The sequence below is a fragment of the Nitrospiria bacterium genome (assembly GCA_036397255.1).
In the GTDB taxonomy this organism is placed as follows: Bacteria; Nitrospirota; Nitrospiria; order DASWJH01; family DASWJH01; genus DASWJH01.
The window spans coordinates 45256-57375 of record DASWJH010000094.1 but is presented as its reverse complement, the minus strand read 5'-3'; the positions used below and the strand labels follow the sequence as shown (position 1 = coordinate 57375).

Here is a 12120-nt window from a genome sequence, read left to right as displayed (position 1 = left end):
CAGGATCAGTGCGGGGGAAGGGTTCAAACTTCCGAGTTTTTTTGCGTTGGGAAACCCGATTGTCGGGAATCCGGACTTAAATCCGGAAAAAAGTAAAAGTTTCGATTTGGGGATCGAGCAGGCCTTGTGGAAAAACCGGGCAAACTTCAAAGTGAATTATTTTTATAACCGGTTCAAAGGGGCGATCGATCTGCAGGAAGGCCCGCCCCCCCAACTGGTTAACCGGTCTGAAATTATATCAAAAGGTATTGAAACCGAATTTTCCGTAAGGCCTGTTCCGCAACTGGATGTGATTTCCCATGTCACCTTTTTAGAAACGGATATCAAAGACACGGACGAAGAACTCAGGAACCGGCCGAAATGGAGAGGAGGCGTAGCAATTCAATGGCAACCTTTTTTGGAACTTGTTTTACATTTAGATACGTTATATGTCGGAAAGGTTTTGGATTCCTCGATTCCAACGGGAGACCGCCGGTTGGATGATTATGTCCGGGTGGATCTGGCGATGACCTGGAAGCCTGAACCGAACTGGGAATACTTTTTGGCGGTGGATAATCTTTTCGATGCGGATTACGAGGAGGCGGTTGGATTTCCGTCACCGGGAATTGTTCCGAGAATTGGAGTGAAGGCGACCTTTTAAGGAAAATTTTAAGGTGATTTAGATCCGGGAGAGTCAAAATAACGGTATAAGAACCTTATCCTGTATGGTCCAGACTATACCGATTTAGGACTGCCGCCCAATAGGGTGAACAGTATTACCAGAATGATGGACTGGATGATCCAGCCGATGACGCAAACCCCCACGGCCCGCCACGTGCTTTGATAATCCAACGCTTGCCGGACCGCAATCACCATGGCCACCAGCATCCAAACCGAGGCGCCGAAAAAGACGACCCCTGTCATTCCGGGAAGGATTCCCAACGCCCGGAGGAGTCCCGGAGAACTTGAAAACCCGATGGTCCGCAATAATTCGCCGTGATCTGCATGGGTCTGGGGTTCCGGAAGTACTTTTGTTCCGATGAAGTAGGTCAGAAATGCCCAGATATACCACCCGATAAGGGCGGCAACCGTTCCCAAAATGATCCCGCCGAGGCCCCCTTCCCCCATGGTTCCGATTCCAGCGGCGATACCGGATAGAACCACGACCAGCGTCGCCTGTCCCATCGCCCCTTTGTCCGCTTCCACCTCCTCATAAAGATGCACATCGAGCATCGCAGCACGAATCATCCGGTCCATTAAATCGTTCATTTATCTTCTCCTCCATTCGATTGGGGTTTGAATTGATATAGACCATTAAAACCAAAATTTAACCAAAATGCAAAACTATTAACATGTTGATCTGAAAAAACAAATCAAAAGGTCTCTTTCAAGAGGGGATTGCTTTTTTAGGTTAAAGACAATTATAATTAATCATCGTTCCCTATTTTCTTTCTGTTGTTTTCCAACCTCAGAATAATTTCCTTTATGAATTTAATATGAAACCAATAGATTGATATATATGAAAGCGCGTGACTTTGACAAGAAGTTTGGTGAAGGAAAGGATATTTCCAAATATCTTGACGTGTCAAAGGCGAGAAGGCCCAAGCAGGAACAAAAGAGAGTAAATGTGGATTTTCCTTTATGGGTGATCCATTTGTTAGATTAAAGAAGCAAAACGTCTCGGCGTGCCGCGACAATCCATCATCAAAGTCTGGGTCGCTGAGCGTCTTGAAAAAGCATCTTGAAGATACCTGAGTTCAACTACTGAAGATCCCTCCCAGCTTGCTGAGGGAATCTTCAACATAAACATGAATCAAGACGAGATTTGACCCGTTTCCCCGTTTTAGACGAGATTTGACCCGTTTCCCCGTTTCCTGATAAAGAAGAATCGCGTCTACGTTTGTTCGTTGAAAAGGAGTAGGCATCTTAAAAAAGGAGACCTGAAGATCAACATGAATCAAGACGAGATTTGACGCGGTTCAAAAAAAATTTGGATCAGTCTAAATACTGTTCAATCAACGAAATGTCTGTGGGAAAGATATTCCTTACCCTGAAAATTGTGGCCGCGGTAGTGGGAATTCTGTTAATCATTGGGCTGGGCATCAAATCTTCGAGAGTTATGCCTGATCATGCTGTAGTTTACGCAAACGATGGGTCGAAAACCTACCTCGCACCTCCATGCATAAAAGCGACGGCAGGCCTTCGACTCATTACCGCAGGTGAGGCTCATAGGTTAGGCTATGAACCCGATAGAAAATGTCGTGATAAAGGAGCCTTTGTACAGGATGATCGAAGTCTGACTGGGATTTTTTTCCAGAATATTGGTTTGGTGAACCCCAAAATGTCCAGATGGAACGAAGATGGGTCCTGGAACTACTGAATGATTGAAAAAACTGTTCGAAAAAATTTGTTGTAATCGGACTGGCGTTGGTAATTCTTTCCTTTGCAATCTTCTAAGTAGCGGTAGGGTTTTAGAGAGCTAATATGACTGAAAATCTTACACAAATTCCAAGAATTGAAAGTCGTGCTTCGAATAAAAATACATTTGAGTGGAAAATTCCTGGAAAGGTATCTGTATGCTTAATGTTAATTGATAAGGTCGGATATCTCGTTATTACGAAAGTCAAGCTTAGGAAACTGCATTGGTGGAATCGTTCTTGGAAAACCTTTACGTCAAAATCTCATGATCCCGCCGAAGCCCTAATTAATGCTTTAGACACTTTAGAAAAACATGGGTTTTATATTGATCATAATACGGTTCAGTTTGGAGAAAAAATTGGAGACCCAAATTTTTTTTAAAATGTTGGGGCTTTAATAAATCATTTAAAAACCGTATCGCCACAGTTCTTTAAAAAGCTTTGCGTTGTGTTGCTCTTCCTATCTTCAATGGTGGATGATACAGATCGTTAGATATATATCATTATGGCAAAGATTATCGTCGATTCCAATGTTCTGATTAACTCGTTTCAACGTGGCTCAATCCACAGAAATGATTCCATTGCTTTTATTGATCAGATCGTCAGGTACGATCAACTTATAAGCATGCCAGCTCATGGGTGGTTCGAGGTATGGTGTAATCTCAAAAGAATTTCTTCGGTTGATCGAACGTATCTTCCTCCTTTCTTTGCAGGTAAGATGCAACTACCCTTGGAACTTATCCACATCGATGATCAGTTTATCAAAAAATACGGGAACATCAACATTCCGTATTCAAAGGGTGCCGATCACATTTTTATAGTTGTAGCTTATGAGAATCAGTATCCACTGATTACGTGGGATGATAAAATGAGAAAAATTGCAAAAAAGGTTGGAGTGCAGGTATACGATCCAAAGGAGTATTTACAGGGATTCTGATAAGAAATCGGCTAATTCGTAAATTGCCAGCTTTGTCGACAAGCGTTATTCTTTCTTTTTCTCTCAAAGATTATGGCCAACCACGATTGGAATTTGTGTCCCTTTAATCCGCCTCTCCCTTGTCTCCGACTTTTGAGAATTCATGCTCCCCGAAAATGGCGGATTCGTATTTGTAGTATTTAAATTCCAATAAATTGTGGGAGGGGTCTTCCAGGACGAAGGTCCCGTGTTCGATACGGGTACCGGGAAACCGGTGGCGGGGTTCCATTCGGAATTTAAGACCCTTTTCTTTTGCCCGTTCTGCCATGGCCTTCCAATCCTTTTCGGATTTGAAAATCAAACCGAAATGACGGGGATAGATCCCTTTTTGAGAAAGTAATGGCTCCTGGGTGAGGTGGGCCACAATTTGATTCCCGTTGAGTTCGAGAATGATGGCGGTCTTTGACTCTCGCCCCAGCGTGCATCCTAAACCCTTAACATAAAATTCCTTGGTTCTTTCGGGATGATTGACTGGAAATGCAAGATGAAATATTGTGTGGTTCTTCACTTTACAAACCCCTTTCCCTTTCTGTATTACATTTGAAGTAGAACCAACCGGTTTCCATCGGGATCCTGTAATGTAGAAAAATCAGCTCCTCCAGGGGCGCTCTCAATTCGGCTACAACGTATTTTTTTTCGTTTTAAATCCGCTGTTGCTTTTTTTAGATTTTTTACACGCAACATGATTCCCCACCCGCCATCTGACATCCGGGTTTTGTTTTTATCCTTTTTGGACTTTTTTTTCTCTAAAGCGTGAAAACCTAAAACTGTTCCCCCAGGAACGTTAAACTCTGCATAATAGGGTCGGTTGATGGTGGGTTTTAACCCCAATTGGGTGTAAAAACGGACAGAGGTTTTTACATTTCGAACCCCTGTCATGACCCATGAATCGGATATGATTTTTGCCATTTTTTCCCCTCTTTTAATTAAGTTTTTAAATTACCATCCTTTTAAAATTTTTCGTAGTTTTTCAAGATCTTCATCATCACACCAGACGTAAGCCGAAAATTTTCCTTCAATTCCCATGGCATCAACAGCGTGAAGGTTAATTCCTTCTTGTGCGATCCGGTCCAGTGTTTCCGCCAGTGCACCAGGACGGTCTTCACCGGATAAATGGAAGCAGTTTCCCTCTTTGAAAACCCACCCTGCTTCTCGGGCCACTTTTTTAAAAAGGTTGGGATCCCATGGAATGGCAATTATTTCGGCGTTTCCTCTTCCGGTTCCAAAGCTCCAAACCGCTTCCAGGTTAATCTCGAGTTCAGAGATTTTTTTGGAAAAACGGGCTAACTGACCAGAGCGATCCTCTGTTGAGATAACAATATAAGTGGCGCGTCTAATATCCATTCCTTTTCTCCAGGGTTTGCAGGTTCAGAAAATGAAAGATTTCAAAGATAGGGTAAAGAATAAAAACGTAGAACACGATAGCGAGTTCTTATGAAAAAAGCAAGATTGCCTTTTTGGAAAAAAGACCCCCGGGTGGGTGTTTTAAAAAAGCTTTTTATTTTTATGAAAATTTGAAAGGTAAACGGTAGGGTGGATTGGGCTGCCGGTTATGAAAAGGAGGACAATAGTGGTGGTTTATTAAGGTTGAAGGTTAGAGAGTTTTAAGCAAATAGTTAAGGGCATAATGTGGTCACCAAAGCTTCTGCGGCGGAACGGGGAGGTATAGGTTGCCATTCAGAAGAGAGATTATGAAATCCTAAAACCCTACCTCCTTTCCCAAAATCAATTCTTTGAGCAATCCTAAAAGTTAGGTCCGGGCAGTTTACTTTAATCAACTTTTGGTCATATTCAAAGGTCTCGTATCCGTCCATGGATAACCCGGAAGCCCTCCTGTCCTCGAAATATTTTTTTTTGCTTTTCTCATTTTGGGGTATCAACCGGATCCAGACGGTTATAATACCTTTTGGGGTGGTGCTCATACCCTCCTCATCATAAAAAAATTGATAATGATTACTCTCACCTAATAAAGGCCAATCTTTTGCATTTCCTTCAGTCTGAAAACCTAATACAAAGATCAAACCCATTGTCATCCAAGGCACCAGTGGGTTGTATTTTTGAAATTTCATTTTTAAAATCAAAAAAATTTTGGCCGCCGACATTTTGTGGTGTTGACTTCTTGTCAAAATCGGATTATACGAAAGAACCGGATTCAAAACAACAGAGGGGTTCAGGGGTCATTTTTAAACCCATGGCCTAAAAAAAGTTGAAACCTTTTAATGGGAATGTACGAAAAGGAAATGTTTTGGAAAGGATAAAGGGTTTTCAAAATATTCCTCCTCTGACCGGTTGTTTAAAAATAGACCAATAAAATTTATTAATAGGCTAAGGAGCCCAATGGAACCAATAAAACCTGGGATTTATCGCCATTATAAAGGCAATTTGTATGAGGTCATTGGAGTGGCCATTCATTCAGAAACCGATGAAGAAATGGTGGTTTATCGTGCCCTTTATGGGGAATACGGATTATTTGTTCGCCCTAAAAATATGTTTCAGGAGGAGGTTGGGGTTAAGGGTTTAAAAGAGCCGAGATTTAAACTTTTTAAACCCTTCTAATTTAGGTTTCCCCGTTTATTTTTGGGGTTGGAGTCGGTTTTTTAGCCTTGGAAATATATGTTTTACCCTGGTGCCGCCTTGAGGAAAGGAAGGGCGGGGGGAAGGCCTTATCTTAAAAAAAACTGAATGGAGGTTTATGGAAATCCGACTTTATTATGAAGATACCGATAGCGGTGGCGTTGTTTATTATGCTAATTATTTGAGATACCTTGAAAGAGCACGGACGGAATTTTTTCGAAATTTAGGCTGTGATGTTGGGGTTTTAATGGAAAAGGGTTTTTTGTTTGTGGTGACTCATGTGAATTTGCACTATCATTTACCTGCCCGCTACAATGATGTAATAAAAATTGAAACCATTGTCGGAGAAATGCGAAAAGCAAGTTTTATCCTGACCCATCAAATATTTCTTAAAAAAAATGACGCTTTGTTGTTGGATGGTCAAATCAAAATGGCCTGCCTGGGGCCAGAAGGGAAACCAAGGCGGTTGCCCGATGAAATGGTTCAGGTTTTAAAGTAATTAAATTTATTTTATTTTAGTTCCGGGAGGGGCATCCTCCAGAAGTGTGAGGAGAGATTGAACCTCCTGGTCACCTGCTGCAAGGACCATTCCTTGAGATTCTACCCCCATCAGCTTGGCGGGTTTAAGGTTTACCACCACCGCAACTTTTTTCCCAATGAGGGTTTCAGGGGAGTACTTCTTTCCAATTCCTGCGACAATTTGTCGCTGGTCTGACCCGATATCCACTTTTAATTTCAGAAGTTTATTAGATTTTGGAATGGCCTCTGCGGAAATGATCTGGCCTACACAAAGATAGATTTTCGAAAAATCTTGAATGGAAATGCTTTCTCCCTCGGTTAAGTGGTCTTCTTTTTGCTGAACGGGTCGATTTTTTAGGATCGAATCTTTATTATTCAGCCTGGGAAAAAGGTGCTCCTTTTTTTGAACCGGAGTACCGGGTTGAAGTGTTCCCCATTGAATTTGTCCACTTGGGGATTCCAATAAAGGATCTTCCCATTGAACTCGGATTCCAAGTTGTTGGGCTATTTGAATGGCGGTATTGGGCATAAAGGGATAGAGAAAAAGACTGGTGACCCGAAGGGCTTCAGCAGTGTTATATAAAACGGTTTCCAGTTGGGTTTTGTCAGAGGGGGATTTTGCCAATTTCCATGGGGCTGTTTCCTCAATATATCGGTTGGCCCGGTCTACTAATTTGAAAATTTCTTCAAGGGCTTTGTGAAATTCAAGGTGGTTCATATATTTTTCAAAGGGATTAAACAGGTTGGAAACCACTTCTTGAAGGGGACCCCCATCCCCTTTTGGAGCGGGTATTATTCCATTAGAATATTGTTCAATCATTTGAATGGTTCTGCTTAAAAGATTTCCTAAATCGTTTGCAAGGTCACCATTGAAACGATGTGTTAATGCTTCTTTTGAAAAATCACCATCTCCTCCGAAGGGAACTTCACGAAGGAGAAAGTAACGGAATGCATCCACCCCAACGTCATTCACAATGGCATGGGGGTCGATAACGTTTCCCTTGCTTTTTGACATTTTTTCCCCTTCAACGGTCCACCAGCCATGGGAAAAAATCTTCTTGGGCAAGGGAAGACCCACCGACATGAGAAAGGTAGGCCAATAGACTCCGTGAAACCGAAGAATATCCTTTCCGATAACATGAAGGTCTGCAGGCCAGAGTTCTTGCATCTTTTTCGTATCATTAGGAAATCCCGCAGCGGTGAGATAGTTCGTCAAGGCATCGAACCATACGTAGATCACATGTTTTGGGTCTTTGGGAAGAGGGATTCCCCAATCGAAACTCGTCCGACTGATGGAAAGGTCCTTTAACCCTCCCTGGACAAATCGAATGATTTCTTTTTGGCGGTTTCTGGGTTGAATGAAATCCGGGTGCTCTTCCAGGTAGCGAAGGAGTCGGTCCTGATATTTAGACATTCGAAAAAAGTAACTTTCCTCTTTTAGTTTTTCAACCGGGCGATGGCAGTCCGGGCATTTCCCGTTCACCAAAACCAATTCGGTCCAAAAGGTCTCGCATTGGATACAATACCAATCTTCATACTCTCCCTTATAGATATCTCCTTTTTCCGAGACCATATCGAAAAGGGCTTGAACAGCCCGATAATGTCTATCTTCGGTGGTCCGTATAAATTCATCATAAGAAATATTTAATTTTTCCCAAAGCTCTTTAAAGCGAAACACTACCTGATCCGCTAAGTCCTTTGGGGTCAGACCCCTAAGTTGGGCAGCCTTTTGTATTTTTTGTCCATGTTCATCTGTTCCCGTTAAAAATCGAACGCGAAACCCGGTGAGACGTTTATAACGTGCCAAGGTATCGGCCGCCACCGTGGTATAAGCGTGACCGATATGAGGGACATCATTGACATAATAAATGGGGGTGGTAATGTAAAATGTTTTTTCTTTCGGCATTATATTTTTCCTAGGTGGCCACCATATGGTTCTCCGCAATGATCTCTCTGAGGAGGAGTAAAATTTTTTCCATACAAAGTTGGCGGTTGTGGTTCCTCAGGATACCCTCTTTGGCTTGGATTAGCTCTTGGTGAAGACAATGAATTTGGTCGATGGAAAAAATTTTGGAAAGGTCTTTCATTATTGTGATTTCCCTTGCTTCTTTGACCAGCTGGAGAGGGGATCCCATTTGAATCAATAGAATTTCCCTTAACCAGAGAAGCAACCATAACATTTTTTCTTCCATGACATCGTTGTCTCGGGACCAAATTTCGGCGGTTTTCAAAATTAACGATATTCCCCCTTCAGAAAAAGAGGTTAAAAATTGGAGGGTTTCCCTTTTTTCTTCGAAAAAGGAATCAGGTTGGATGGTGAGCGCTTTTCCAATTCTTCCCATAGAAAAATAGGCAATATCCAATGCTTGATCCGGGGAAATTCCAATTTGGGTCACCAAAACGTCTACCAGGAAATCAAAAGTGAATGGGGCGAAAACGACTTTCACACAACGGGAAGCGAGAGTGGTAAGGAGAAGATGGGGACTTGAACTAATTAAAATCAGGGTGCAATTCTTTGGGGGTTCTTCAAGCGTTTTTAAAAAGCAATTTGCGGCCTCTCGATTCATTTTTTCAGCGTCATTGAGGATGAAAAATTTTCTTTCCCCCATTTGGGGTTTTAAAAAAATTTTTTGTTGCAGATTTCTTATTTGGTTTACTTTTAAAGTATTTCCTTCGGGTTGAATCAAATGGATGTCCGGGTGAGCGGAGGAGTCAATTAAGCGACAGGAACGGCATTCCTGGCAGGGATCTGAAAATCCAAAATTAGCCGGTGTTTTTCCATCCCCTTTTTTTCTATGAGTACAATTTACTCCTTTTGCAAATTCCAAGGCCAGGAGTTGTTTTCCAAGTGCCTTTTCTCCCCCGAAAAGATAGGCCTGGGCGATTTTTTCCTGAAGAATTGAACGGTGGAGGATTTCCTTGGCTTGTTGATGGCCGATAACTTTTTTAAAGATTTTTCCCCCGGTCATGTCTTTTTTTTGAGACCCTTCCCCGATTGTCGGTAATCCGTTAAATAAGGGATCAAAATCTGCATGATTTCCTTGTGAATGGTTTCAGAGTCATTCCCTCCTGAAAGAACCTGAATTCTTTTGGGGTTTTCCTTCGCAATTTGGAGGTATCCTTCGCGAACCCTTTGGTGAAATTCCAAATTCTCCTGGTCTAAACGGTTGAGGGGTCCCCTTTTTTTAATCCTTGAAAGTCCTTTTGAAACATCAATATCTAGAAGAAAGGTGAGGTCGGGTTCTAGGCCATTTAAAATGAATGAATTTAACTGGTTTAGCTGTTCTGTGTCTCTTCCTCTTCCATTTCCCTGGTAAGCCAAGGTGGCGTCTGAAAATCGGTCAGAAATAACAATTTCTCCTTTCTCTAAAGAGGGTTGAATAAGCTCCGCAATATGTTGCGCCCGACTAGAAAGATACAGAAAAAGCTCAGTTTTTGATGCCATCTTTTGATAATTTTTATCCAGAATGATCTCCCGGATTTTCTCCCCGATAGGTGTTCCTCCGGGTTCCCGGGTAACCACCGTAGATAGCCCTTCGCGGTTTAGGGCATAACCGAGTTTTTGGATCTGAGTTGATTTTCCCGATCCCTCAATTCCTTCAAATGTAACGAATAAACCGCTCATGAAGAATCATGTTAATACAAGTGATATCCGGGAGTCCATAACTCTTTAAGGTTTTAAAATCGAAAAGGAATTGTGTTTGATGCAATTCCTTAAAGATGGATTTGGTGATCGCCTTCCTTAATTGGGAGGGTTCGGGTTGTACAGAGAATGACCTGTCGGTGACGACCCAAGGCCCTCAAAACATCTAAAAGTGCAGCTTGCCGCTTTGGGTCAATTCCGATAAAAGGATCGTCTAATAGAAGGGGAAAAGGATGCTTGTCTTTTAAAAGACCCTGACCGCTCAAAAAAAGAACAACCCAGGTTAAATCCAAGGTTCCGGAGCTGAGATTCTCCCATGGGAGGAAAGAACCATCGGGACCTTTAATGGAAACCACCCCATCGGGAGAAAGGAATAACTCCCCTAGCGGAACAGGGGCAAGTCTTTTTAAAAGGGTAGTTGCTGTGGCATGCATCGATCCTGGGTCTAATGGGGCGACCTTTTCATATATGGAAGGGGTGAGGTGAAAGGACAACCTGTGGGTGGAGTTCCCTGTTTCAGTGGGTGTTGATGATAAGGCCAGGTCTTTTTCAATTTCAGGCCCAGGGGGTTGCATCATTTGGGTTTGATCAAGGGTTGGGCCCTGTTTTAATTTTCGGATTTCATCTTGAATACTATAGAGGTCTGATGGGGCATCCCCCAGGTTTTTGAGTTGGGTTTCCAAGTGTTCTATTTCCTTGGAGTATTTTTTAAAATCTTCATCCAGGGCTTGGGGGGTATTTTCTTGGAGAAGCTCTCGAATTTGTTTTTCCAGGTCTTCTTTCGCGCGGGATAAATTTCGGTACCCGCGTATTTTTTCCCGAAGTTCCGCACCGTTTTTACACCCTGTTTTTTTAAGGAAATCCAAAAAAGGCCCGTAGGTTTTTTGAAAAATTTCTTCCTGAGCTTCTTGCTTGCGGTATAATTGGTCAATCTGATCGTGAAGTTTTGACCTTTTTGAAGAATGGTCCCTATCCTTCCAAATTGACCAAAGGATGAAGCCAATTCCCGTGGCAAACCCAAGAAAAAAAAGGTGTCTTAAAAACCCTTGAAGGCTAATGGCCAGGCCAACTCCCATATTCAAAATAATAATGCCGGACCCTATCCATAAAAATTTGTTTTGAAGTAGATTGATTTCTGGAAGGGTTAGAAGGTTGTTGAGGAGAGTTGTTTTTTCCTCATCGATTTCCTGAAGAAAAGGCTGTTGGTCTTTTTCTGATTGTTCATAGGCTTGGGCCATTTCGTCCAGATTGGGTGGAGCCTCGGAAAAAAGGACAAGGGAGGCCTCTTTGGCGGAAATGGTTTTGAGCTCTTCAATTTTTTCACCCCAAAGTCTGATTCGTCTTTTTAGATCACTGGCTTTATCCCTTTGGTTATTGAGTTTTTCTTCAATTTGGAGAACCTTTTCTGCTTTTTCCTGCATGGTCATCAATTCTGTTAAGCGCTTATCCCTTGCCTCCTGGGAAAGGGAAGGTTCAGTGGGGGAGACGGAAGGGTCGGGCCCCGGGAGCGGAGCGGTAAATGACGTATCTTGCTTTGAGGAAGACACTGCATTTTTTTTTGAATTGGGGGAATGAAATGAGGGTAGACCATCCCGTTTCAACATTGAGGTTTTCTCAATATCATCCCCTTGAAGGCCGTGGAGTTCCTGCTGGACAAATCCTAGAATCCGGGTATCTTCCTTTTCGGTGATAACGAATTTCCTGGATTGATCCAGTTTTGAAAGGGCTTGTCTTTTGTTGGTGAAATCCCTGGTGATTCGAAAAATTTCCCCCTGGCTTGTCTTAATGACAATGCCTGCCTGGGAAGTGACCGAGGGGTCGTTTGAAAGGAGGGATTTTGAAGGAGCCCATGCGGATCCAAATATCCCGGCCACCACGCTTTCTAAAAGGGTGGTCTTTCCGGAGCCGTTGTCCCCCTGAATGATGTTAAGGCTGGGTTTGAAACTAAGGCGGGTAAGCTGCTTAAAATTTCGTATTTCTTGAAGGACAACCTCGAATATGGTCACCTTTTT

The 12120-nt window shown here is 42.6% G+C and carries 15 protein-coding genes and 1 pseudogene; 7 read left to right on the top strand and 9 right to left on the bottom strand.

Annotated features, from left to right (window positions below; genetic code table 11):
* On the top strand, window positions 1-640 hold a 640-nt coding region (locus tag VGB26_12785), incomplete at its 5' end, for a TonB-dependent receptor (protein ID HEX9758650.1).
* Window positions 641-714: 74 nt separating this feature from the next.
* On the opposite strand, the gene VGB26_12780 is transcribed toward VGB26_12785, so the two are convergent.
* Window positions 715-1248 (bottom strand): YIP1 family protein, encoded by a 534-nt coding sequence (locus VGB26_12780; GenBank protein HEX9758649.1) that lies wholly within the window; start codon window positions 1246-1248, stop codon window positions 715-717.
* Window positions 1249-1498: 250 nt separating this feature from the next.
* Between VGB26_12780 and VGB26_12775 the strand changes: the two are divergent.
* The 4 genes and pseudogenes from VGB26_12775 (at window position 1499) to VGB26_12760 (ending at window position 3333) form a co-directional block, all read left to right on the top strand.
* Window positions 1499-1724 (top strand): annotated as a pseudogene (locus tag VGB26_12775) (CopG family transcriptional regulator).
* 224 nt (window positions 1725-1948) lie between these two features.
* Window positions 1949-2359 carry a hypothetical protein gene (locus tag VGB26_12770; protein ID HEX9758648.1) on the top strand — a complete coding sequence of 137 codons (411 nt, stop codon included), beginning with the start codon at window positions 1949-1951 and terminating at the stop codon, window positions 2357-2359.
* Window positions 2360-2463: 104 nt separating this feature from the next.
* A complete protein-coding gene (locus VGB26_12765; GenBank protein ID HEX9758647.1) occupies window positions 2464-2778 on the top strand; it encodes a hypothetical protein in 315 nt (104 codons plus the stop codon).
* A gap of 123 nt (window positions 2779-2901) precedes the next feature.
* Entirely contained in the window at window positions 2902-3333 is a 432-nt protein-coding gene (locus tag VGB26_12760; GenBank protein HEX9758646.1) for a PIN domain-containing protein, read from the top strand.
* A 103-nt stretch (window positions 3334-3436) separates the two neighbouring features.
* Here the strand turns inward: VGB26_12760 and VGB26_12755 are convergent, their stop codons facing one another.
* The 4 genes from VGB26_12755 to VGB26_12740 form a co-directional block, all read right to left on the bottom strand.
* A complete protein-coding gene (locus VGB26_12755) occupies window positions 3437-3880 on the bottom strand; it encodes a VOC family protein (GenBank protein HEX9758645.1) in 444 nt (147 codons plus the stop codon).
* A 26-nt stretch (window positions 3881-3906) separates the two neighbouring features.
* The gene (locus tag VGB26_12750; GenBank protein ID HEX9758644.1) at window positions 3907-4281 is read right to left on the bottom strand and encodes a VOC family protein; all 375 of its coding nucleotides are present in this window, start codon (window positions 4279-4281) and stop codon (window positions 3907-3909) included.
* A 30-nt stretch (window positions 4282-4311) separates the two neighbouring features.
* Window positions 4312-4716, bottom strand: coding sequence for a hypothetical protein (locus VGB26_12745; protein ID HEX9758643.1), 405 nt, complete (start codon window positions 4714-4716; stop codon window positions 4312-4314).
* Between the two features lie 272 nt (window positions 4717-4988).
* Window positions 4989-5474: a surface-adhesin E family protein gene (locus tag VGB26_12740; protein ID HEX9758642.1), complete on the bottom strand. Its 486-nt coding sequence runs from the start codon at window positions 5472-5474 to the stop codon at window positions 4989-4991.
* A gap of 235 nt (window positions 5475-5709) precedes the next feature.
* Between VGB26_12740 and VGB26_12735 the strand changes: the two genes are divergently transcribed.
* Both VGB26_12735 and VGB26_12730 read left to right on the top strand, forming a co-directional pair.
* Window positions 5710-5928 carry a DUF1653 domain-containing protein gene (locus VGB26_12735; protein HEX9758641.1) on the top strand — a complete coding sequence of 73 codons (219 nt, stop codon included), beginning with the start codon at window positions 5710-5712 and terminating at the stop codon, window positions 5926-5928.
* A gap of 136 nt (window positions 5929-6064) precedes the next feature.
* Window positions 6065-6445, top strand: coding sequence for a YbgC/FadM family acyl-CoA thioesterase (locus VGB26_12730; protein HEX9758640.1), 381 nt, complete (start codon window positions 6065-6067; stop codon window positions 6443-6445).
* A gap of 6 nt (window positions 6446-6451) precedes the next feature.
* Here VGB26_12730 and metG read toward each other — a convergent pair whose 3' ends face one another.
* From metG to VGB26_12710, 4 genes are all read right to left on the bottom strand, one after another.
* Complete coding sequence (gene metG / locus VGB26_12725) at window positions 6452-8371, bottom strand: methionine--tRNA ligase (protein ID HEX9758639.1); 1920 nt, start codon at window positions 8369-8371, stop codon at window positions 6452-6454.
* 10 nt (window positions 8372-8381) lie between these two features.
* Window positions 8382-9434: a DNA polymerase III subunit delta' gene (locus VGB26_12720; protein HEX9758638.1), complete on the bottom strand. Its 1053-nt coding sequence runs from the start codon at window positions 9432-9434 to the stop codon at window positions 8382-8384.
* Window positions 9431-10090, bottom strand: coding sequence for a dTMP kinase (gene tmk / locus VGB26_12715; protein ID HEX9758637.1), 660 nt, complete (start codon window positions 10088-10090; stop codon window positions 9431-9433). The genes VGB26_12720 and tmk overlap by 4 nt, the downstream gene beginning before the upstream one ends.
* A gap of 89 nt (window positions 10091-10179) precedes the next feature.
* Entirely contained in the window at window positions 10180-12114 is a 1935-nt protein-coding gene (locus VGB26_12710) for an AAA family ATPase (protein ID HEX9758636.1), read from the bottom strand.
* Window positions 12115-12120: the final 6 nt, after the last annotated feature.